Raw genomic sequence first — 21,491 nt, 5'->3', positions numbered from 1 at the left:
CGGGGAAAGGGATCAGCCGCGCGCGGCTTCGAGGACGAGGCGGGCGACCTCTTCGGAGGATTGCGGGTTTTGGCCGGTCACCAGCTTGCCTGCGCGCCGCGCGAAAGGCCGGAAGGCCGCGCCGCTCTCATAGTGCGCGCCGAGTTCGCGCATGCGGGTTTCGAGTAGGAAGGGAACCTGCTTGGTCAAACCGGCCATCTCCTCTTCCTCGTTGGTGAAGGCGGCCACGGGGCGCCCGGCGACGAGAGGCTTGCCGGTCTCGTCTTTGGCGCCAACGAGGCCTGCCGGGCCATGGCAGACGGCGGCGACGACCTTGCCCTTCGCCCAGGGATCGGACAGCAAAGCGCCGAGCGTGGCATTCTCCGGCATGTCCCACATCGTGCCGTGACCGCCCGGCAGGAACACGGCATCAACGTCGTCCACGCTGACGTCCGCGATGGCGGGGGAGGATCCGATCTTCGCCATGGCGGCGGCATCGGCGAGGAAACGGGTCACGCTGGCGGGGTTCTTGTCCGCCTCCTCGATCGAATGCGGATCGATCGGCACTTTGCCGCCCGCGACCGAGGCGATGTCCACCTGCGCGCCGGCATCGAGAAAAGCGTAATAGGGCGTCGTCAGTTCTTCAAACCACAGGCCGGTCCTGCGATCGCTGTCGCCGATCCGGTCGTGAGAGTTGAGGATGATGAGGATCTTCATGGGGGTGAGCCTTTCGCGTTGCGGGCCGCCGCGACGAGGCCGTCGAGCCAGTCCTGATGGCCGTTAATCATCGGGTTGGGCCTTGTCGTGGCCAGTTCCTTCGCCGGCACGCCATTCTGCGTTTCCTGGGTGAGGATACGGACACGGCCGCCGGGCAGGTTCTCGACCAGCCAGGCGTGGTGGACGTCGAGGCGGGTTTCGCCTTCGCCAGCCCAGCCGTGCCAGGCGACGCGACCCGGCGCATCGCCGGCGGGCGCGATATATTCCACCACCTCGGCCTCGACCGGGAAGCCGAAGGTCTCGAAATAGAAACGCGTGCCTTCGGCCAGTTCAGGACCGGCACCATCGCGGAAGCGGATGTTGGCGCTGTTGGCGTAATAATCCGGCCAGCGCGGCGCCTCGGCTAGCAGCGGCCAGATATCGGCAGCGGTCAGCTCCGCCGCGATCACCTCGTTGGAGGCAAAATTGTCGCTGAAGCCGGGGAGATGGTCGTCGGGCCAATGGACATCGTTCATCATGACGCTTGCCCTCGGTACTATGGGTCGGTTGCCGCTTCCCCGCAGATGGTCCTCGTGCGATGATAAGGCAAATAAGACCCATCTATCAGGCGTATCATCGTGCGTGATATCAGAACGATTGACCTCAACCTGCTGCGCGCGCTCGACGCGCTGCTCGACGAGCGTAACGTTAGCAAGGCGGCGGAGCGGCTCGGCGTCACCCAGCCTGCGGTCAGCGGCATGTTGGTACGGTTGCGCGAGAGTTTCGACGACACCCTGTTCGTGCGCTCACAGCGTGGCGTGCAGCCGACTCTGCGCGCGCTGGCGCTTGCCGAACCCATTAAGCAGGTCCTCGCCAACGTCGAGGCGCTGCTGCGGCCGGCGGCGTTCGATCCGGCGACGGCATCATTCACGCTGACCTTGGCGGCCACGGACTATGCGCTCCAGGCGGTGGTAGTGCCGTTCGTCACGAAGCTGCGCCGCTACGCCCCCGGTATCCGGGTCGCGACCCGGCCGGTCGACAATGATCGAGTCGCGCAGCAGTTCGAGCGGGGTGAACTCGATCTTGCACTGATGACGCCGGAGTCCGCGCCGCTCGACCTTCACTCCCGGCGCCTGTTCGACGAGAGCTATGTCTGCGCGCTGCGTGCAGGTCATCCCGACGCGAGTGCAGCCGGTATCTCGCTCGACCGCTTCTGTACGCTCGATCACGCGCTCGTCTCGTTTTCCGGCGGATCCTTTCATGGCGTAACTGACGACGCTCTGGCCCATCTGGGACGCGAACGACATGTGGCGCTCTCATTTCACAGCTTCCTCGCGCTGGCCGAGGTGCTGCGCGAAACCGATCTGATTTCGGTCGCTCCACGTCGGCTCGCTGCCGCAGGCGACGGATTGGCGCTTCTCGAGCCGCCAGTCGCCATCCCGGGTTTTACCAAACTCGCCGTTTGGCATGGGCGTACCCATAGCGACGAAGGCCATCGCTGGGCCCGGGCACTCCTGTTCGAGACTTGCGGGACGGTCGATGCGCTCAGCGGCGAACTCCTGCGCTGTTGTGGAACTGATTAGACGGTCTGTATCGCTCAGATTTGCGCCGTGACGACATGGTTGGTCGCAGAGGTTAGCTGCCGGTCGGCAACTGGGAACGCGGCTCGGGCGTCGGAACGGCAATAAGTGGTCGCGAGCAGCTTGGCTTTTCTGGGCCGGTTCCGGTCGTTCCCGCCCTTGAAGTGCGCCCCGAATGCCTTCCGCCAGCTCTCGCTCATGCCGAAAGAAGCTCTCGATTGGCGATGATTGCGTTTTGGATATTCGGAAAGTTTAGGCTATATTTCCAAGGCGGCATCGATCATCATCGGCCATTGATGCTCGATGGCGCATTTCCGATCCAATCGGATCGCAGCCAGCAACATGGAATCTGTAGGTACTCGCATGGCGGCCAAGGCAGCTTGTGCCTGTCGTAGGCGCGTTGCCAGCTGTTCCGTATCGAGACTGTTCCAAGGCGCTGATGCGTTGGGATCATTTTCGTGGATCGCTTGCGCTACCCGAAGAACCATATTCTGCCCGTGAACTCGGGGACCGACTTTCATCGTAACTTTCCGACACGAACGAGGACGCCGCGTCGGGAAGCGAAGTGGCATGCTCGTTCCAATGAACCCGCCGCATGATGAGGCATTTGGCAGGTGGCGAAGAACTCCGCCAGCGGCTCAAAATAAGGGTATCGTGACACCCAGTTCACTATCCACAATCAAATTTTTGAAAAATTTGCAGCGCTCCTTCGACTTTGAGGCATCTCGCTCTGGCACCGAGTCATGCCACGATATGCTGCCAGCTCGAAGCGATCGACATGTCGCGCAGTGGTATCTTGGAAAGCTCCCTAAGCCGTTCGAAATCGATGATCCGAATTTGACGCCTATGCCGCTCGATGAGACCGTCGTTGGTCATTTGTCGTAGTACGCGGTTCACATGCACGGGGGTCAATCCCACGATGTCTCCGAGCTGCTCCTGATTGATCGCAATTTCTAATTCGTCTGACCCGGCCTGCCCGACGATGGACAATCGTTGATGAAGGTTCAGCAGAAGAAAAGCCAATCGAGCTATCGGGCTGGTCCTGGAATTCGATGCGAGCAGGTCCATAAGCGCGACGCGTTCCTTCTGCGCTGACAACAGCAGGAACATCGCAATCCGGGGATTTGTCACGATGAGTTGCCCTAGCGGCGCAAGAGGCACCTTTCTGACGGTGACCGGCGTCAGCGCCATCAACGTGTCGATGGCGTCTTCAACGCACATACTGGTGCTGCCGAGCATGTCACCGGGAAGGTGAAGCTTGAGAATCTGCCGTTCACCGTCGGCGAGCAGCATCGAGGACGCGAGCCATCCGTCCACGAGGAAGTAGGCGGATCGGTCAGTCGTGCCCTGAGGCCGGATAATCGATCTGCGGGGCAAGATAATCGTAGGCCCCCCGAGGGCCTGAAGCGCGCTTATATCGGAGGAGGAGAGCAGCGAGAAATCACGGAGACGATGTGGAGGAAGCAAAAGCGTTTGTCCCTGTAGGCTGCATTATCCCGAAGCTCTAACAGCCCGCACGGACGGATCGCACTGATCCATGATAGCGGGCTATGGAGGTGCGTGCACAAGCTGCGACGCGCTCCGAGATCCGGTCGCAAAGTCCACTCCCGCAGACGATTGGGGGGTCGGCCTACTGCTCAGCTGCGGACGACGCTTCGATCATCTGTAGCGCCTGTGCGGAAATCGTGCTGATCGAAATCAGGATCGGGATTTGTGCGGAACTCTCGCCCGCTCGCTTACGTCTATCCGGCCATGACATCCCATCGATCTTCTCTCTTCCCCTGGCACCCCAAGAGCCAGGAAGGCCTCGAACGCGCGCTGAAATCCTATGTCGCCGATCCCTCTTTCCCATGCGTGGGCGCCAAGTCCGCGCTTGCGCGAGGGACGCTGGAGGTCGTTGGATGTCGTGATCTGACGAGTGCGTGGGACGATCTTCGCATCCACGACGAACTGCTGCTGTTCGCAAAGAGCTACCAGCAGAATCCCGGGCTCTTCCGCAGCCTCGCCATAATCTTCGAAGGGCCGGCCGAATTAACCGAAGCTGCGTTTGAGAGCGCCATGTGGGAGCGCATCCAGTCCATCTCCGACAAGGACGTCTGGCGAGGACAATCCTACGACGACCGTGTCAGCGCGGACCCGGCCAGCCCGCACTTCTCACTGAGCTTCGGCGGCGAGGCTTTCTTCGTGGTCGGCCTCCACCCACATGCGAGCCGGCCGGCGCGCCGCTTCGACCGTCCGACCATGGTATTCAACCTGCACGATCAGTTCGAGACACTCCGGGACATCGGCAAATACGAGGGAATGCGCGAAAAGATCATGACTAGGGACGAGGCTCTGGCCGGCTCTCGCAATCCGATGCTCGCGCGCCATGGCGAGGCGAGCGAAGCCCGCCAATATAGTGGCCGCGCGGTCGGCAGCGAGTGGCGATGCCCGTTCAGCTATTCGGGAGACGATGCATGAGCGACGTCGAGCGGATACCGCCGCGCAGCGGGACCGCCTTCAAGGTTCCAGCCGGCGCGACCCTCACCGTCATCGATCCCGAGGGATGCCAGGTTGCCGACCTGCTGGCATTCAGCAGCGAGGACGTGAACGAGGTCATCTCGTCGGGCCGGACTCTGGATTATGCCGAAACGATCGCCCTCACGACCGGCCACGTGCTCTATTCGAACCGTTCGAGGCCGATGCTCACGATCATTGACGACACGGTCGGCTGCCACGACTTTCTGCTGACGCCGTGCTCGGTCGACACCTTTCTGCATTTCTATCCCGACAAGCCGGTGCATCGCGGATGCTTCGGCAATCTCGCGGAGGCGCTTGAGCCCTATGGCGTCGCGCCCGATCGTATTCCGGTCGCGTTCAACTGCTTCATGAACGTGCCCGTCGATGCTCAAACCGGAAAATTATCGGTCCTTCCGCCGGTCAGCAAGCCCGGCGACCGCATCTCGTTTCAAGCGGAGATGGACCTAGTGATCGGACTGACGGCGTGTTCGGCCTATGCATCCAATGGCGGGAGCTTCCGGCCGATCGACTATCAGATCGAATTCCTCGGCAGCGACGACATTCCGATCGGCGCGCCCTCGAACGCCTGAAACATTCGCCGCAAAATGATTACCCCCGTGCCGCATTGGCAGCACGGCTCGAGCTGCCTGCGGTGTGCGCCTTGACATGAATCAGCGACGTTAAACCGAGATCTGCTATTGCTGCCTTACCGCTGCTTTCGGCAACAAGCATGGCAGTGACCGAGAGACAGATGAGAGCTCCCGCTTTTTTTCGGAGGACTCGCATGTCCATGATCGATATCGAATATCACCTTCTTCGTGCGCAGGAGTCTCGCGAAGCTGCGTCGCGCTCAAGCGATCCTGCGGCGCGAGCCTCGTATGAGGAGATGGCGCGGGAATATGAACGGCGCGCCAGCCGCGATAGCGCGGCGGGGCCGACGGCAGTGCCTCTTGGCACGGCGTCTCGTGAAGCTTGCGGCTAATTCTTCTATTGATCGGGGTCGAAGCGGCTCTTCCGGCCCCCCTTTGCCGCTCGCGATCTCCTTTCGGTCGTTCGCCCACGCGTCGACTGGGCGTTCCAAGTGTTGACGGGAACGACAAATATCAGGGTCGCCTGCGGTCGTTATCATGATCGAGCAGTCCCGCGCCCGGCGCGCTCGCTATCTGTTTCCTGCAAGGTAGCGCGTCGGAATGCGGCGGAGCGGGGCTGCCCTGCGCCAATTTTCGATGATCCCCAACCTGCGTGAGTCTCCTATTTTCGGTCCGTCCGGTTTTGAGCTCGGCCAAGATGCCCCATTCTGGGATCGCTTTCAAAAGGGGCTGTTGCGGGACAAGCGCAAATCCCAGTGGCATTGCGAACCTGTAACTTTGTTTCAGCAAGGGGTTTGGGTACATCGATCCGTCTCCTAGGGATTTCCGGTATGCTTTTCGATTGGCTGGCAAGCGCAAAAACGAGGCGTCTTGCGCAGGAAGAGGCCACTTACGCCATGAGAGAACATGGCGAGCGTGCCGAAGATGCAGTCCGCGCGAAGATGGAGCAGACGACCAGCGAGCAACGCCGGCAAATCTATCGCCTTGCTTTGAAGGCGCTGCGAGACCTTCGGTAAAATGAGGCGTCGCTAACGCCGGATGAGCTGGATCTGATAATTCGCTGCGGCGTTCGGCATTGATGGCCACCGCTATCCAGCAATTCAATCTTCCCGACCCTACCTCCGGCCTCACGCCGTAAGCGCGTGTCGTAGTGGCGATCTGGCTTATTGATCTCGACCACGACGCGCTCTTGGAACTCGGTGATCCCGGGTTTGCGCTAGGCGCCAAGACGGTCGCGCGCATCATGGAAGACGTGAAGGCGAAGGCGGTATCGATGCGCTGGTTTGGGGGCGGTCGCATCGCGCTCGGGGCCGACGACCTATCGCTTTCCGCGCCGGAACCGATCCGGCTGGACGACGGGAGCGAGCGGATGCCGGCGTCTTGGTTTCAGATCATCGACGTGCGTGGGCCGTCAAATACAGCGCCGAGGCTGAAGTCGGCGGCCTGATGCCGCCGGGCGGCGCGCCAGGCGCAACCCTTCCGAGAGTCCGATCAGAGGATCCCCTCGATCAGGCCGAGTTCGAGCGCCTCGTTCGCCTCGACGTACCAGTTCTCCGGTGCGCGCCGCGTTACCTCATCCAACGCCACCTTCGAGCCATGAACGAGGTTCGCGAAACCCTCGTTCTGAATGGCTATCGATGCCTCGATCTCGTTCAGCGTCGCCTTAAAGGCAGGAATGCAGGTGGTGAGGGGGCCGGATATCTGAATGGTCTTGGTGAGCAGGCGCTCGTGGATCATCAGGCGCGTTCCGCGGGTGAGGTAGCGGTTCTCCCGGGCGAAGAAGCTCATGAAGGTCGTGCCCGCCGAGTAGATCGCCGCTTTCCCGAGGAAGACGAAGCGGCGCTGAGGCTCGGTCTCCGAATGGAAGCGGATGTCCTCACCCATCATGCGCGCCACCTCGGGGTCGCCCCCCAAGGTCGAAAGCTCCACGGTGACCAACCCCTCTGTCGGCGCGATCACCAACTGATCCCGGAAACTCTGATACATCTGGTAGTCCACCCCGCCATGCAGGAGGATGGACGGAGCGCTGAAATCGGCGGCCGACAGCAGGTTTGAACTCACGGACGATTTCCTTCCTCTCGATTGCCGACGCCAGAACCCTAACTGCCCCTCAGCGTTCCCCAAGAAATCCGAGGGGGTACGACAATCGTGCTAAGCGGGATTAATCTTGGCGCGAGAACCGCAGCCGACGAAACGAAGGTACTTCATCGATGATTGCTCGAAGGTGAGGTGAGGACGTCATGGAAGAAGCGCGCACTTCGCCTCTTAGCACAACGAACCCAGTTCCGGATCCCCATCGAGGCAGGCTAGGCCCGGGGACTCCCGGTAAGGTTGGCTTAGACAGTGTCGCTGAAGCTGATTTAGAACAATGCGCGTTTCCCGCTGTCCCGAGTAGATTTCGTCGAAAATGTGGGGGACACGGATAGTGCACTACCGTATGTACACGCTGGATAAAGCGCGGGGTACGATCAAGCTCGGGACCGATCTCGAGGCTTCCGACGACGGCGAAGCAATCGAATTGGGCAAGGCGGCCCATTCGGAGGGCGGCGCCTTTGAGCTTTGGTGTGCGCAGAGGCTTGTCTTCAGCAATCTGGAGCGCGGCGGTCCTCCGCAGGTCTGATCGCTTGCGTCATGGCCTGCTGGCGACCTCGAAAGCCGGGCCGGCGGCGCATGCGTAGCGCGTTTCCGTTCGGGCACGAGACTTACGGTCTTCAGACAAGGCAACGTAGTCCATCGCGGCACGGTCGATCGACGCAGTCACCGTGAAGCCGGCCGTTTCGGCGCGCATCAGCACGATCTGGCGACGGCTCAAGGACGCGATCGGGAGACGGGGAAACCCCTCCTTCTGAAACGTACGGCCGGCCAGATCGAGATTGAGCCGCACGACCGCTCCGTTGGACGCCGTGCAAGTCAATCCCACCGGCGTTGCCGGACCGGGGACCGAGGCGGAACAGCCAGAGGCCGCGCAACCCATTAGGATTGCGAGAGTGACGCGCACAGCGATCTCATCAGCTTGAGGACGGGACGAGGTCGAGCATAGCAGAGCAGACAGCTTAATCCACCGGATTGCTCTGATTTGCCGGTGGGTTAGCCGCAGAAATATGGATTGCGATGTTGTCTGGAAGGTCGCCGATTCTTGCATTTCGCAAAATTATTGATCGGATCAAATAGCCGCCGTTCGAATTTTGGCGCTGGTAGGAGGTACGGTCAGCTACGACGGATCCGGGCACGCGCCAGGCGGCGATCCTCAAGTGAATAATACAGCCAGATCGCGTGCTCGCGGACTATGACGGAAGCCGCGAATGCGATGTCGGTGGCGGTGCGGTCATCGACCGGCGGGGGCGTGATCAACGGCTGGATGCAGCGATCGAGAACGGTGCGGCAGTCGCGATCGAAGGCGATCCAGCCGATCCGCCAGCGGGCATCGCGGGTTGCCCCGTTGTAGAACATGACCGGGATGTCGGGATCGTCCGTTAGCATTGGTCCGGTGGATAGATGCCAATCGTCCCAGCTTTGCTCGCGCGGCATGAACGGGGTCGGCTGCTCGATCCAGGGGCCGGCGCAGTCGGCGCCGAGAGCGAGCCCGATGCGAGACGCGTTGTCCGCAGCATATTCGTAGAAGAGCCGCCATTGGCTGTCTGCCGTCCGTTCGATCGTCGCTTCCTTGGTGTTGCCCTCCGATTTGGTCGATGCGAGCACCACGCCCCGCTTGTGCAGGCGATCGAGCGACGGGCCGGACGCATAGCAAAGTTCGCCATGCGCCTGATCGGCCAGAACTCCGGTGTAATAGACGAGATACGAGCCGTCCTCGCGCTGCACGACGGTGGGATCCTCGACGCCGCCGGCATCGAAGGCGTCGGGGCCGGGAACGATCGATGGAGCGTCGAGCATGGTAAAGTTTCTTCCGTCGCCGCTCCATCCGGTCCAGACCATCCCCGTGTCCGAACGCGGCGCGCCCGGCTTCGGCACGGCCCGGACCATGAAGCCATAGCGGCCATCGGCGTCGAGCCAGACATAAGGGCTCATCCAATCGCGCTCCATGAGCGCCGCCGGTCCTTCCATCCGCACGTCCTCGATCAGTTCGACGTTGAAATCGAGCCTGATGTGCCGCGGGCTCACCCTGTCCTTGACGTGGGCATCGTCGATCGGCGGCGCTGCAGGATCAGCGATCATGCGCCGAGTGCCTGCATCAGCGACAGGCCGCCGTCGATCACGATCCGGGCGCCGGTAATATATCGAGCCTTGTCGGAGGCAAGAAAGACCGCGAGATTGGCAACCTCGGACGGATCGCCGGCCCGTCCGAGCGGGATGTTGTGCTCAAGCGTGCGCCGATAGGCGGGATCGTCCTCGGCGCGCTCGTTCATCGGCGTCAGGATCATGCCCGGCTCGATAGCGTTGACGCGAATGGCGCGTCCGGCTTCCTCGATCGCGAGGGTCTCGACCAGGTTGGACAGGCCGCCCTTCGCGGCACAATAGTCAGCACCTCCGGCGCGGACGGTGTAAGCGTGGATCGACGAAATGTGGATGATGGCGGCCGGTCCGGCTTTCTCGCCGCGTGTCCGCAGAAAGCGGCGCGATGTGAGGAAAGCTCCGGTCAGGTCGGTGTCCAGCAACCTCTGCCATTGGGCAAGGGACATGTCGCGAACCTCGACGCCGCTCATGTTGAGGCCAGCCGAATTGACCAGCACGTCGGGCTCACCCCAATGCTTCGCGATCTCGGCGAACGCCGCATCGACCGAGCCCTCGTCCTGCACGTGGCATTGAACGGCGAGGCCCTCGCCACCGCCTTCCTCGATGGCCCGGACGCTCCGGTCCGCGCCATCACAATCGGAAAAGTAGAGCACCGCGACTCGATCTCCCAGCGCGCCGAAACCGGCCGCGCAGGCTGCTCCGATGCCAGATTCCGCGCCCGTTACGACGATGACACGCTGGGTCACTGCAAAGGCTCCCTTCCTGAAAATCATCTGCGCCGGAGCGATCCGTCCATGTCGCGATCGGACCTGTCGTCGCTGTGCTCCAGTTTTGCGGTGGTCTCGGCGTCGAGCTATCTTGGCTTGCAAGGCCTTGAATGACGGCGCTGAGAAGCGGTCCATCTTGGTGAAACCGCGCTGTGCCGCGACGGTTGCGTTACATTCTCCTCATGTGCCTCTCGCGCGGGCAACGCGTATAATGCCAGTCGCCGCGTCGAATATGACTGTTCCCAATTGCCGGTGGTCTACTCGTTGCGTGCTCTCGGAACCTGCCGCTTCCAGTTAGACAGATCAGCGGATCTCAACGACCACTTGATGCGTATGTCGAGCTACGCGGGCGGTATTCGGCGAGATGAGGTACGCGTTCGAGGACGGTGAAATCTTCCGCTGATGGCGGCGTCCGAAACCGGCAACCCTAACCGGCCGTCGGGGTGGAGGGGTGGGTCGACCACGTGTGCGCGAGAGAGGAGCAAGGTATGAAAAAGGAAACTCTGGGCCTTTTGGCCCTGATCGGAGTTGGTTCAGCGGCATTTGCCCAAGGGACGCCGCCAGCCGTCGTGGATCACCAGAAGTTGGCGGTCCAAACGACCACACACAATGATGGAAAGCGGCACAAGCAGGTCACGCACTACACCCATCGTACGATCATAAAGACGCCGCATGGGACGATGGTTCACACCAAGACGGCGACGACCACGACTAACCCGCAATAGCCGTCTTGGGGCGCTGGACACTGCCCGGCGCCCTTAGCGAATCGCCGGTGCCAGTTTTACAAGCGAGGGTCACGGACCCAACACGCCCTCGCGCGCATTGTTGCCCAAGGACAGAATGCAAGGGTTTCAGCGTGGGGGACTATCCGCTCCATATCTCGATGATCGCCGAAGCTCATCGTGACCGAGATTCCAAATACGTCTTCGAAGATCGCTTGTTCGCCGCTCCGGCGATCATCGCTTACGATTTTGCCGTGGCACTTCAGAAGCCTCTGCACCGCATCTACTACAGCGACGACCAGCACCCAACAGTGGAAATCGAGCGCGAAAACGAGCCGTTCGGCAAGCTGTCAGCAGTGATCATAGGGTGTGCGCTGATCAAGCTATCCATCTCACGTGGCTGGACCACGGGTGGAGTGTGGCGGACCGAACACCGGACCATCGCGCTTTTCGAATTGGAAGATGATGCGGAGGCCTTCGCGCGGGAGCATCGCACAACGCACCATGAAGCGGGTTTTGCGGAGAAGTGGCTATCTGGGCGCAATTAAATACCGGAATTGTCACAGCAATTTAATGCATCCGTGAGATAGTGGTTGGAGCAGGGTGGGATCGAATATGCATGAGGATCGAGCGGTCGGTCACGACATTTGGCGGGAAATCGAACGTGCTGAGGGTGAAGCAATGCTCCAGGCTTGGTGCGGTAGGGGCGAGCCGGAGCCGGTCGCAAAGCGATCAACACGCGTTCCTGGATTTTGCAGGCCTTCCGCACTCATCAGCAGGCTTTTGAGCGTCTTCGCCAAGACGTTCACGCTCAATCGCTAGCCTACCGCTGAGGTAATCAGGCGCCTCACTCATCCGATCAGCAGGCGAGTGCCCAAGGCCGCCAGGAGGGCCAGCGGCATGGCGATCGCTCCGACCTTGAGAAAGGCGAGGAACGTCACGTCCTCGCCCTCGCGGCGGATCGCCTGGAGCCAGAGGATGGTCGCAAGCGAGCCGGTGACCGACAGGTTGGGTCCGAGATCAACGCCGATCAGCAGGCCATCGGTGACGATCCGGGGCGGTGCAGCCTGAGCGACGGCGGTGCTGGCAACGAGACCAGCGGGCAGGTTGTTCATCAGGTTCGAGACGAACGCGAGGATCGTGCCTGAGGCAGCGGCTGCCTTCATCGGGTCCTGAGAGGCGTTCCGAATGGCGCTGGACACCATAAAGATGACGCCGGTCCGATCGAGCGCCTCAACGAGGACGAAGAGGCCTGCGACCAGTGGCAGCACGCCCCATGAGACGTTGCGGACCAGCGGCAGCGGGGAGCGCTTGCCGAGCGCCGAAACACCGAGCGCGGTCGCGATGCCGGCCGCTGCCGTCGGTAGGCCGAGCGGCTGGTCGAACGCGGACGTTGCGAGCAGCACCAGAGCGGTCAGCAGGATAGCGGCAAAGGCCGCCTTGCCGCCTGGGGTCAGTTGGGGACGCTCGACATCGCAGGCGCAATCACCGGCCAGCCGCTTGCGCTCGACGAGACGAAGCACGGCATATGTCACCATGATCGAGGCAAGGGAGGGGAGTGCAAACGATCCCATCCACTGCACGAGGGGCGGCATGTGCCCGCCATAAAGAACGAGGTTGGCTGGGTTGGAGATCGGAAGCACGAAGCTCGCGGCATTGGCGATCAGCGCGCAGGCGAAAAGCAAGGGCAGCGGTTCGGCCTTGGCTTGTCTTGCGACCGCGAAGACCGCTGGCGTCAGCACCACCGCGGTCGCGTCGTTGGACATGAAGGTAGTGACGACGACGCCGGTCGCATAGACCAGCAGGAAGAGCCGGCTGCTCGATTGACCCGCGCTGTTGACGGCGGTGGCGGCAACCCAGTCGAATACGCCATTCTCGCGCGCGGTCTCCGACAACAGCATCATGCCGGTCAGGAACAGATAGACGTCGAATCCCTTAACGATGGCGCCGGCTGCCGCGCCGAGCGGCATCAGACCAAGGCCGAGCAGGAGAAAAGCGCCTGCGACGGCCCAGATCCATTCGGGCCAGCGCATGGGCCGGCTGATGACGCCCGCCGTCGAAAGTCCCGCAATCAACCACGTCGCGCCGACAGCGACCGTCACCATCCGCACCCGTTCTTGTTGGGGCCAAGCTGGCTACCCTCGATACCGGCAATGGGCCAGGCCCCGATGGCGTGACAGTCGCGTCCCAGAGCAACGGATAAGCCGCGCTTGGGAATGGCTTCGGCATCGCGAACCAGCACGTCGATTTGATCGCGCGCGTCCCCGCAAACGACCTCGACATGATCTCGACGAGGTCCTTGCCGATTACGGAGACGCGCTCGACATCAGCCGAGACGATCTGAGTGCTCTTGTTCACGAACTTGTCGGCCGTGCCCAGCAGCGAAGGGGTGCGGGCTGACGCAATTGCCGATGGTCAGCCATCGGACCGCGCACAGGTTCCTGTTGTCGCAGGGATCGATGGAGATGCATCTTTGGCGCGGCGTCCGTAGAAGGCAGGAATGGACGAAGATCTGAGCGACGCGCATTACGAGGCTTTGGCGAGCATTCGGCACGAACTGCGCCGTTTCCTGCATTTCAGCGAGCAGGCTGCCTCCTCGTCGGGCGTTACGCCTCAGCAGCATCAAGCCCTGCTGGCGATCCGCGCTTCAGGTGGGGCGATGCTGGTCGGTGAGCTGGCCGAACGGCTCCTGCTGAAACCGCATAGCGCAAGCGAGCATGTCGATCGGCTGGTGAAATTGGGGCTGGTCCGCCGCCGTACAGGCACATCGGACAAGCGACAGGTGCCTATCGAACTGACCACAGAGGGCAGTGCCCTTCTTGCCTCATTGTCTCGGGTGCATCGCGAAGAGCTTCGGCGAATTCGCCCGTTGCTAACTCAGCTCATCGGGACGCTCTGATCCGAGGTCTTCGCAGTTGCCGGCCTACCCGTGATGCCGCTCTTAGCAAGTCTTCGGAGCATGCGACGCAGCCGATCCTGCTCTCTCCAGGCTCTGCCGACGGGGATCAGCGTGAGCGCGGCGATGGCGAGGAACAGAATCACCATCTGGACGAGCGGGCGTCGGGCGGCGCCAGGAATTGCGAGCAGGGACAGCATCGCGATCCAGGGGCCAAGGGCGGGCCGGCGAAGCAGCTTGAAGACCTGCCACGACGACCAGGCCAAGAACGCGGCCACGGCCATTCCTCCGAACACCTGGGCCAGACAGTTGCCGAGTATGTCGAGCATGTCTGTCAGCTCGACCGCCATTCGTAGCGGGACCGATCGCTTTCGGCCTTACGGTGCGTACTCCGTGCCTTGAGCAGGTCCTGCCTCGAAAGCAAGCCGACCACGCGTCCGGATTCGCGGTCGACTATAGGCACGCGGCCGACCCCGCTCTCGATGATCATGTCCGCGATCAGGCCGCATGGCGTCTCGGGATGGGCGGCGGGTTGAGAGATGTCGGAAAGTGTATCCGCGAGGCGGACGTCGTGATCCGTGTCGGAGACGCGCCAGCGAAGCGCGTCGGTGCGCGAAACGAGGCCCAGCAGGCGCCCGTCCGCATCGACGACGGGATAGCTCCGATGCTTCGCACCGTCCGCGAAGAACTTCCCGGCAGCGGCTATGCTCATGGAGCCGGGCAGCGTGTCCGGATGAGGTGTCATGAGCTGGCCCGCCTGCAGGAAATCGAGCGGATCGACCGTATATTCCTGGAGGATGTGGCGTCCGCGCCGCGCGATCTTCTCGGTGAGAATTGAGCGGCGCATCAGCAGCACGCTGACGGCATAGGCGGCACCCGCGCTGGCGATCGTCGCAGGCAGGCTTTCGAAGTGCCCGGTCAGCTCGGCGGCGAACAGCGCGCCTGTCATCGGCGCGCGCATGGCGCCGCTCATGATCCCGGCCATGCCGATCATCGCCCAGAAGCCGACGTCGCCCGGCAAGGCATGCCCAATCAGGCAGCCGGTCGCTCCACCCAGGATGAGAAGGGGAGCGAGGATACCCCCTGACGTGCCGGATCCCAGCGCGATCAACCAGACGACCGCCTTCACAAACAGCAGCGCCATCACGACGCGGATGGCGAGGCTGCCGTCGAGAAGCGCCTGGATGCTGGCATAGCCCGAACCCAGGACATGCCGATCGATCAGCCCGCCGATACCGACGAAGATCGCGCCGATGGCGGGCCACCACATCCAGTGGACGGGCAGGCGGTGGAACAGGTCTTCCACGCGATAGAGCAAGGTGGAGAGCAAGGCGGCCTCGAGGCCGACGACGAGACCGACGGCGCTGGAAGCGCCGACCACCCACAGACCACTCGGTGCGAGCGAGGCGGTCGCGAACATGGGGCCTGATCCGAGCAAGAGCGGCCGCCAGACGAAGGACACCAGCACCGCGACCACCACCGGCACGAAACTGCGGGGTTTCCACTCGAACAGCAGAACCTCGATCGCGAGCAGGATTGCGGCGAGCGGCGTCCCGAAAATCGCGGTCATCCCGGCTGCCGCGCCCGCCACCAGCAATGTCTTGCGTTCCGCGGCGCTCAGATGAAAGCATTGGGCGAAAAGCGATCCGATCGCGCCCCCGGTCATGATGATCGGACCCTCGGCTCCGAATGGGCCGCCGCTGCCGATCGAAACGGCTGCAGACAGGGGCTTAAGCAAAGCAACCTTCACCGACAGGCGACTCTCGCCGAACAGAATGGTCTCGATCGCCTCGGGAATTCCGTGGCCGCGGATCTTCTCCGATCCGTAGCGCGCCATGAGGCCGATGATCAGCGCGCCAACCAGGGGCATGACCAACACGCCAAGTCCGATGGCGCTGTCGGTGATTAGCGCGGGCCCGGCCGACAGCCGTCCGAACCAGAACAGGTTGGTGGCGATCGCGATCATCTTGAGGAGGAGCCATGCACCGACGGCCCCACCGGTGCCGACCACCAGCGCCATGGCGGCAAGGAGCAGCATGCGCGCATCGACGCTATGATCGGCGAGCGGTCGCCGCGTGAAATCGGGTTGCGTGTAAGCGGTCACGGCGACACTCGTCTGAGGGTTCGCGAGCAGATATATCGTAGAGCGATATATGGCAAGCGAGCTGGAGCCGAGCACTTCCGATCATGACATGACCTTGCGCCATGGAACGCAGGGCGAGCGGGCGTACGAGTTCGATAAACACCGTCAATGGCTCCGGAAATGGTCAGATGAGCGGGCTTACGTAGAGCTGGGATCGTTCTATTCGATCATCGGCTCGCGGTTGGGCCGTTGCGGCGGCAAGGCGCCCAATTCTCGCTGTTCCCGAACCTGCGCGGCCTTCCTGCTTTCGGACGGGCAGCTTTCGATCGTGAACCAGATCTTTCCCGCACCGGGATCGACTTCAAAATGCGGCTGCTACGGCAAAAGCGTTAATCGCGATGGCGTTGCGGACCTGTAACTATGTTTCAGCAGGGGACTCGCGTACATCGATCCGTCACTTGGGATTTCCGGTATGCTTTTCGATTGGCTGGCGAGCGCAAAGACGAGGCGTCTTGCGCAGGAGGAAGCCACCTACGCGATGCGAGAACATGGCGAACGCGCTGAGGATGCCGTCCGCGCGAAGATGGAACAGACGACCAGCGAACAACGCCGGCAGATCTATCGCCTCGCCTTGAAGGCGCTGCGAGACTTGCGGTAGCCTCGCCGGTCCATCCATTCTGGTGGAGCCGTCCTCGCAACAAGCCCGCTTTCCCGTTTAATCATGCCCGCCTCCGATCCGGCGTGATGAACTGCGGCCATTCGGTGGCCTTCGCCGCTGTGCGTCGTCGCGCTGGGTCGCCTCCAAACCCGCCTCTAGAAGTGATCGGATTGATTCGGATCGGAAGGCGCCGTGCTTTTTCGCATGTTTGTCGATCTTGGCGATCAACTCGTGCGCGAGCCGCACGCCGACCACGGGGTCTCTTCGGTCACCCACTCTGATATCCTCGTCCTTGATCTCCGCATCGATAGGCGGTCTTCTAAATCCGGTGCTGGCCGATGCCGAGTGAGACCAAGACGGTTTTATCGACCCACGCAATAGATAAGCGTGGCGATTGTGGGTACTGACCGCGCTTTCGCTCAGGTGTCCCGGCGCTGCGACCTGCCGGTCAAAAGCGCGCCAATTGCGGCCATCCGAGTGCTGCCGCACCGCTCTTAATTTTGGGCGGTCTGCTTTTTGGCTTGTTCGAGATCGGTAACTGGATGGCGATGGGCCGAGCCTGCCGGGATCGTGTTGCCGAGAATATCCAATGGCCCTACGATGCCCCGATTAAACCAGGATATATTGAGCCATGTGATTTCGATCTGACAGCAATGCGATCCGTCTTGCCTTCAGGGAAATCATGTTCATGCCCGCTGCGATCACGACGCTCGACCTTGGCTGGTCGACGCCGGACGGCCATCCGGTTTTCTCCCATCTCGATCTGGTCTTCAACGCCGAGCGCGTCGGCATCGTCGGGCGCAACGGCGTCGGCAAGACCAGCCTGCTGAAGCTGCTGGCGGGCGAGCGCGAGCCGACAGCCGGCAGGGTCGTCGTCGACGGCACCGTCGCCGTGCTGCGCCAGATCGTACAGGTCGGCCTGGGCGAAACCATCGCCGATCTGTTCGGCATTGCGGACGATCTCGCCATCCTGCGCAGGGCGGACGCCGGTATGGCGACAGCGGCGGAGCTGGCCGAGGCGGACTGGACGCTGGAAGCCCGTCTCGCCTCCGCTCTGGCGCGGGTCGGGCTGGAGGCGGATGCCGGGACCCGGCTGGCCTCGCTGTCCGGCGGGCAGCGAACGCGCGCCGCCATCGCCGGCGTGCTGCTCGCCGATCCCGATATCCTCCTGCTCGACGAGCCGACCAACAATCTCGATCGCGAGGGGCGGGCGGCGCTGCTCGATCTGCTCGCGTCCTGGCGTGGGGGTGCGATCGTCGTCAGCCATGATCGCGAGCTGCTGGAGACGATGGACGCGATCGTCGAGATGACTTCGCTCGGCGCGACACGCTATGGCGGCAATTGGAGCCACTATCGGGAGCGCAAGGCGATCGAGCTGGCCGCCGCGCAGCATGACCTGAAGGTCGCGGAGCGGCAGCTCGGCGAGATCGAGCGGAAGGCGCAGGTCGCGATCGAGCGGAAGCAGAAACGCGACGCTGCCGGCAGCCGGAAGGGAGCGCGGGGCGACATGCCGCGCATTCTGATCGGCGCGCGGAAGGAGCGCGCCGAGAATAGCGGCGGCGAGAATGCCCGGCTCGCCGAACGCCAGAAAGGCGAGGCGTCGGCCGTCGCCGCGTCCGCGCAGGACCGGATCGAGCGGCTCGAGACGATGAAGGTCTCGCTCGCGCCGACCGGGCTGCCCGGCGGCAAGATGGTGCTCGAACTGGACCGCGTCACCGCCGGCTACGACCAGGCGTCACCGGTGATCCGCAACCTCTCTTTGACCATGACCGGGCCGGAGCGCGTGGCGATCATGGGGCCGAACGGATCGGGCAAGACGACCCTGCTCGGCGTGATCGCCGGCCGCATCGCGCCATGGTCTGGCTCGGTCGACCGCGTCGCGCGCTTCGCGATGTTCGATCAGGCGGCGGCCCTCCTCGATCCCGCGCTGTCGATCGCCGACAATTACCAGCGGCTCAACCCGGGGACCGATGACTTTGCGTGCCGCTCGGCGCTGGCCCACTTCCGCTTCAGGGCCGACGCCGCCCTGCAGCGGGTCGGCACGCTGAGCGGCGGTGAGATGCTGCGGGCGGGGCTCGCCTGCACGCTGGGTAGCCCGACGCCGCCGCAACTCCTGATCCTCGACGAGCCGACCAACCACCTCGATCTCGATTCGATCGCCGCGATCGAGGCGGCGCTGACGGCCTATGACGGTGCGCTGCTGGTGGTCAGCCATGACGAGGCCTTTCTCGACGCGATCGATGTAGTGCGGCGCGTCGATCTGACAGGCTGAGCGCTCAGGCCATACGACCGACCGCCAGCACGGCATCGGCGAAAGCGGCAGGCGCCTCCTGCGGCAGATTGTGGCCGATGCCGCCCGTGATCAGGCGATGCTCGTAACGGCCGGTGAAGTGCGCCCGATAGGCCGCCGGATCGGGGTGCGGCGCGCCGTTGGCGTCGCCTTCCATGGTGATGGTCGGCACGGTGATCGCAGGCGCGGTGGCGAGCGTCGCCTCGGTCGCATCGTAGCGCGCCTCGCCTTCGGCGAGACCCAGCCGCCAGCGATAATTGTGGATGACGATCGCGACATGATCGGGATTGTCGAAGGACCTGGCGGAGCGTTCGTAGGTGGCATCGTCGAAATGCCATTGCGGGGAAGCGGTCTGCCAGATCAGCCTGTTGAAATCGTGCCGGTTCTGCGCGTAGCCGATCCGGCCACGCTCGGTCGCGAAGTAGAATTGATACCACCAGGCAAGCTCGGCCTTCGGCGGCAGCGGCGCGGCGTTGGCCTTCTGGCTGCCGATCAGATAGCCGCTGACCGAGACGACACCCGCGACGCGATCCGGCCAGAGTGCCGAGACGATATCGGCAGTGCGGGCACCCCAATCGAATCCGCCCAGCGTCACGCGGCGGATCTTGAGCGCGTCCATCAGCGCGATCACGTCGAAGGCGAGGGCGGCCTGCTGGCCGTTACGCACCGCATCGACCGAGCGGAAGACGGTGCTGCCATAGCCGCGCAGGTAGGGGACGATCACACGGTGCCCGGCCTTGGCGAGCAGCGGCGCCACCTCGGCGAAGGCATGGATGTCGTAGGGCCAGCCGTGGAGCAGGATCACCGGCGCGCCGTTGGCCGGCCCCATCTCGACATATCCGATCGAGAGCGGGCCGGCGTCGATCTGGCGAAGTGGGCCGAAATCACCGGCCGCTACTGAGGCGGCACGGGCAGCGGTGGCGAGCAGGCCGGACTGGCTCGCGGCGACAGTCACGGCCGCCATGCCGAGCAGGCTGCGGCGGCTGAGGATCACGGTTTCCGGGGAAGTGTTGGTCATGGCGGACACTCCTTGCTGGACGATCATTTCACGGGCGGCACGATAAAGGACAGCGTCTTGCGATCCAGCGGCTGATGGTTGGCATTGGCGAGGATGATCTCGACCGTGTGGTGGCCGGCTGGCAGACCGACGAGGATCAGCGGCTAGCCGCTGGCGTCGGCCCAGTGCCAGGGGGCGCCGTCCACCACGACGTGGATGTGGCCGATGCGCGGGGTGACGGCGAGCGCGGCGGGGCCGAACACCGGCTCGATGCGGAGATTTTGGGCGCCATACTGGATGAAGACCTTGCCCTCGGAGAGCGGGCCGGGAAGCGGCGGGTCGACGATCAGCCTGGCTGGCGGTTGGGGCGCGTCGAGTGGGACGACGCCGGCCGGGCCGAGCACGGCCGCCGCGCTCTGGGCATGGGCGGCTGTACCGATCGCGGTCATGGCGAGCGCGACCGCGATCAGATAGGCGTCGATGCGGGTCATCGGACTTTCCGGCGTTCAGCGTGCGGCTTCGGGGGCCGCGGTCGGATCGACCAGCGTCTGCAGCAGGGTGGCCGCGGCACAGGAGGCGGCGCCGATGACGCCGGCGCTGGCCAGGATCGCGTAGGTGGTGCCGGTCGGCGCGAAGCCCGAATAGAAGAAACTGGTGAGGCCCAGGAAATAGGCGAGCGGATTGTTGAGCGGGGCGAGATTTCTGAGGCTCAGCACGAGGACCACGATGCCGGAGACGGCAACCGGCGTCGCGCCGGCGCCCAGCGAGGGGGTGAGCCAACCGATCGCGATCGCGGTGCCGATCCCGAAGACGAGGCCGATCAAGAAGCAACCGAGATTGGCGAGCCCTTCCCGCATCGACGGCGCCATGTTGAAGGCAACCCAGCCGAGGAACATGGCCGAGGCGGGCAGCATCACCGCGATCGTGCCGAAGGTCGAGAGACCCGCGACGGCAGCGACGACGAATGAGACGGCGTGGAAACGGAAATTCGGGGCGATTGTGCGGGTCATGGCGGTAGCTCCGGTGAAGGGCGCCCGGCGCAGCGGCCGGGCGCTGTCCTCTGTCTCAGGCGAGGGCGATTTCCACGGCGATGTTGCCGCGCGTGGCCTTGGAATAGGGGCAGGTCTGGTGCGCGGCATCGGCGATGGCGCGTGCCGCCCCGGCCTCGATACCCGGCAGGCTGACATTGAGGCGGGCCTGCAGGAAATAGCCGCCCTCGCCGGTGCCGAGATCGACCTCGGCATCCACTGCCGTGCCGGCGGGCAGTGCGATGCCCTGCGCCTTCGCGGCGATGGTCATCGCGCCGATGAAGCAGGCGGACCAGCCGGCGGCGAAGAGCTCTTCGGGATTGGTGCCGGGTGCCGGGCTGCCCGGCGGCGAGAGGCGGATGTCGAGGCGGCCGTCGTCGCTGCGCGCGGTGCCGTCGCGCCCACCGGTGACATGGGTCCGGCCGGTGTAGAGAACCTTGTCGATCAGGCTCATGGCGTGTCTCCATTTAACATCGCATCCGATTAGATCGGATACGAGTTTATTAGATTGGGTC

General features: G+C 63.4%; 24 protein-coding genes and 1 pseudogene. 11 read left to right on the top strand and 14 right to left on the bottom strand.

The window, feature by feature from the left end:
* Positions 1 to 12: 12 nt before the first annotated feature.
* Together QGN17_RS05335 and QGN17_RS05330 are read right to left on the bottom strand one after the other, a co-directional pair.
* Positions 13 to 696, bottom strand: coding sequence for a type 1 glutamine amidotransferase domain-containing protein (locus QGN17_RS05335; RefSeq protein WP_281043460.1), 684 nt, complete (start codon positions 694 to 696; stop codon positions 13 to 15).
* Positions 693 to 1,214, bottom strand: coding sequence for an SRPBCC domain-containing protein (locus QGN17_RS05330; protein WP_281043459.1), 522 nt, complete (start codon positions 1,212 to 1,214; stop codon positions 693 to 695). The genes QGN17_RS05335 and QGN17_RS05330 overlap by 4 nt, the downstream gene beginning before the upstream one ends.
* Before the next feature lie 99 nt (positions 1,215 to 1,313).
* On the opposite strand from QGN17_RS05330, the gene QGN17_RS05325 reads away from it, so the two are divergent.
* Positions 1,314 to 2,258 carry a LysR family transcriptional regulator gene (locus QGN17_RS05325; RefSeq protein ID WP_281043458.1) on the top strand — a complete coding sequence of 315 codons (945 nt, stop codon included), beginning with the start codon at positions 1,314 to 1,316 and terminating at the stop codon, positions 2,256 to 2,258.
* 738 nt (positions 2,259 to 2,996) lie between these two features.
* On the opposite strand, the gene QGN17_RS05320 is transcribed toward QGN17_RS05325, so the two are convergent.
* Positions 2,997 to 3,632: a Crp/Fnr family transcriptional regulator gene (locus tag QGN17_RS05320; RefSeq protein WP_281043457.1), complete on the bottom strand. Its 636-nt coding sequence runs from the start codon at positions 3,630 to 3,632 to the stop codon at positions 2,997 to 2,999.
* A gap of 375 nt (positions 3,633 to 4,007) precedes the next feature.
* Between QGN17_RS05320 and gntA the strand changes: the two genes are divergently transcribed.
* The 4 genes from gntA to QGN17_RS05300 all read left to right on the top strand — a co-directional run bounded on the left by gntA (position 4,008) and on the right by QGN17_RS05300 (position 6,791).
* Positions 4,008 to 4,715, top strand: a complete 708-nt coding sequence (gene gntA, locus QGN17_RS05315; protein WP_281043456.1) for a guanitoxin biosynthesis heme-dependent pre-guanitoxin N-hydroxylase GntA — start codon at positions 4,008 to 4,010, stop codon at positions 4,713 to 4,715.
* On the top strand, positions 4,712 to 5,344 hold the full coding sequence (locus QGN17_RS05310) for an urea carboxylase-associated family protein (protein WP_281043455.1): 633 nt from the start codon (positions 4,712 to 4,714) through the stop codon (positions 5,342 to 5,344). Before gntA ends, QGN17_RS05310 begins: the two co-directional genes overlap by 4 nt.
* A gap of 830 nt (positions 5,345 to 6,174) precedes the next feature.
* The gene (locus QGN17_RS05305; RefSeq protein WP_281043445.1) at positions 6,175 to 6,360 is read left to right on the top strand and encodes a hypothetical protein; all 186 of its coding nucleotides are present in this window, start codon (positions 6,175 to 6,177) and stop codon (positions 6,358 to 6,360) included.
* Between the two features lie 134 nt (positions 6,361 to 6,494).
* Positions 6,495 to 6,791: a hypothetical protein gene (locus tag QGN17_RS05300; protein WP_281043454.1), complete on the top strand. Its 297-nt coding sequence runs from the start codon at positions 6,495 to 6,497 to the stop codon at positions 6,789 to 6,791.
* Between the two features lie 44 nt (positions 6,792 to 6,835).
* On the opposite strand, the gene QGN17_RS05295 is transcribed toward QGN17_RS05300, so the two are convergent.
* Positions 6,836 to 7,342 (bottom strand): peptidase S14, encoded by a 507-nt coding sequence (locus QGN17_RS05295; protein ID WP_390902634.1) that lies wholly within the window; start codon positions 7,340 to 7,342, stop codon positions 6,836 to 6,838.
* A gap of 439 nt (positions 7,343 to 7,781) precedes the next feature.
* Between QGN17_RS05295 and QGN17_RS05290 the strand changes: the two genes are divergently transcribed.
* Positions 7,782 to 7,964, top strand: a complete 183-nt coding sequence (locus QGN17_RS05290; RefSeq protein ID WP_281043453.1) for a hypothetical protein — start codon at positions 7,782 to 7,784, stop codon at positions 7,962 to 7,964.
* 9 nt (positions 7,965 to 7,973) lie between these two features.
* On the opposite strand, the gene QGN17_RS05285 is transcribed toward QGN17_RS05290, so the two are convergent.
* From QGN17_RS05285 to QGN17_RS05275, 3 genes are all read right to left on the bottom strand, one after another.
* Positions 7,974 to 8,228, bottom strand: coding sequence for a hypothetical protein (locus QGN17_RS05285; RefSeq protein ID WP_281043452.1), 255 nt, complete (start codon positions 8,226 to 8,228; stop codon positions 7,974 to 7,976).
* Between the two features lie 323 nt (positions 8,229 to 8,551).
* The gene (locus QGN17_RS05280; RefSeq protein WP_281043451.1) at positions 8,552 to 9,517 is read right to left on the bottom strand and encodes a glycosidase; all 966 of its coding nucleotides are present in this window, start codon (positions 9,515 to 9,517) and stop codon (positions 8,552 to 8,554) included.
* Entirely contained in the window at positions 9,514 to 10,308 is a 795-nt protein-coding gene (locus QGN17_RS05275) for an SDR family oxidoreductase (protein ID WP_281043450.1), read from the bottom strand. Before QGN17_RS05275 ends, QGN17_RS05280 begins: the two co-directional genes overlap by 4 nt.
* Before the next feature lie 850 nt (positions 10,309 to 11,158).
* Between QGN17_RS05275 and QGN17_RS05270 the strand changes: the two genes are divergently transcribed.
* A complete protein-coding gene (locus QGN17_RS05270; protein ID WP_281043449.1) occupies positions 11,159 to 11,572 on the top strand; it encodes a hypothetical protein in 414 nt (137 codons plus the stop codon).
* A gap of 303 nt (positions 11,573 to 11,875) precedes the next feature.
* Here the strand turns inward: QGN17_RS05270 and QGN17_RS05265 are convergent, their stop codons facing one another.
* Positions 11,876 to 13,126 (bottom strand): arsenic transporter, encoded by a 1,251-nt coding sequence (locus QGN17_RS05265; RefSeq protein ID WP_281045151.1) that lies wholly within the window; start codon positions 13,124 to 13,126, stop codon positions 11,876 to 11,878.
* Positions 13,127 to 13,524: 398 nt separating this feature from the next.
* Between QGN17_RS05265 and QGN17_RS05260 the strand changes: the two genes are divergently transcribed.
* Positions 13,525 to 13,923: a MarR family winged helix-turn-helix transcriptional regulator gene (locus QGN17_RS05260; protein WP_281043448.1), complete on the top strand. Its 399-nt coding sequence runs from the start codon at positions 13,525 to 13,527 to the stop codon at positions 13,921 to 13,923.
* On the opposite strand, the gene QGN17_RS05255 is transcribed toward QGN17_RS05260, so the two are convergent.
* Positions 13,902 to 14,270, bottom strand: a complete 369-nt coding sequence (locus tag QGN17_RS05255) for a hypothetical protein (RefSeq protein WP_281043447.1) — start codon at positions 14,268 to 14,270, stop codon at positions 13,902 to 13,904. The two genes, QGN17_RS05260 and QGN17_RS05255, sit on opposite strands and share 22 nt — an antisense overlap.
* Positions 14,255 to 15,958, bottom strand: coding sequence for a chloride channel protein (locus QGN17_RS05250; RefSeq protein WP_281045149.1), 1,704 nt, complete (start codon positions 15,956 to 15,958; stop codon positions 14,255 to 14,257). Before QGN17_RS05250 ends, QGN17_RS05255 begins: the two co-directional genes overlap by 16 nt.
* 115 nt (positions 15,959 to 16,073) lie before the next feature.
* Between QGN17_RS05250 and QGN17_RS05245 the strand changes: the two genes are divergently transcribed.
* The 3 genes from QGN17_RS05245 to QGN17_RS05235 all read left to right on the top strand — a co-directional run bounded on the left by QGN17_RS05245 (position 16,074) and on the right by QGN17_RS05235 (position 18,933).
* Complete coding sequence (locus tag QGN17_RS05245) at positions 16,074 to 16,421, top strand: hypothetical protein (protein WP_281043446.1); 348 nt, start codon at positions 16,074 to 16,076, stop codon at positions 16,419 to 16,421.
* 54 nt (positions 16,422 to 16,475) lie between these two features.
* Positions 16,476 to 16,661 carry a hypothetical protein gene (locus QGN17_RS05240; RefSeq protein ID WP_281043445.1) on the top strand — a complete coding sequence of 62 codons (186 nt, stop codon included), beginning with the start codon at positions 16,476 to 16,478 and terminating at the stop codon, positions 16,659 to 16,661.
* Positions 16,662 to 17,349: 688 nt separating this feature from the next.
* Positions 17,350 to 18,933 (top strand): ABC-F family ATP-binding cassette domain-containing protein, encoded by a 1,584-nt coding sequence (locus tag QGN17_RS05235; protein ID WP_281043444.1) that lies wholly within the window; start codon positions 17,350 to 17,352, stop codon positions 18,931 to 18,933.
* A gap of 4 nt (positions 18,934 to 18,937) precedes the next feature.
* On the opposite strand, the gene QGN17_RS05230 is transcribed toward QGN17_RS05235, so the two are convergent.
* The 4 genes and pseudogenes from QGN17_RS05230 to QGN17_RS05215 form a co-directional block, all read right to left on the bottom strand.
* The gene (locus QGN17_RS05230) at positions 18,938 to 19,969 is read right to left on the bottom strand and encodes an alpha/beta fold hydrolase (protein WP_281043443.1); all 1,032 of its coding nucleotides are present in this window, start codon (positions 19,967 to 19,969) and stop codon (positions 18,938 to 18,940) included.
* Positions 19,970 to 19,992: 23 nt separating this feature from the next.
* Positions 19,993 to 20,439 (bottom strand): annotated as a pseudogene (locus QGN17_RS05225) (DUF6130 family protein).
* Positions 20,440 to 20,454: 15 nt separating this feature from the next.
* The gene (locus QGN17_RS05220; RefSeq protein ID WP_281043442.1) at positions 20,455 to 20,958 is read right to left on the bottom strand and encodes a DUF1097 domain-containing protein; all 504 of its coding nucleotides are present in this window, start codon (positions 20,956 to 20,958) and stop codon (positions 20,455 to 20,457) included.
* A 55-nt stretch (positions 20,959 to 21,013) separates the two neighbouring features.
* The gene (locus QGN17_RS05215) at positions 21,014 to 21,430 is read right to left on the bottom strand and encodes an organic hydroperoxide resistance protein (RefSeq protein ID WP_281043441.1); all 417 of its coding nucleotides are present in this window, start codon (positions 21,428 to 21,430) and stop codon (positions 21,014 to 21,016) included.
* Positions 21,431 to 21,491 lie beyond the last annotated feature (61 nt).

This window comes from Sphingomonas oryzagri, from assembly GCF_029906645.1.
GTDB lineage: Bacteria > Pseudomonadota > Alphaproteobacteria > Sphingomonadales > Sphingomonadaceae > Solisphingomonas > Solisphingomonas oryzagri.
The sequence above is the reverse complement of the archived record's forward strand: the minus strand, read 5'-3'. Positions and strand labels throughout refer to the sequence as shown.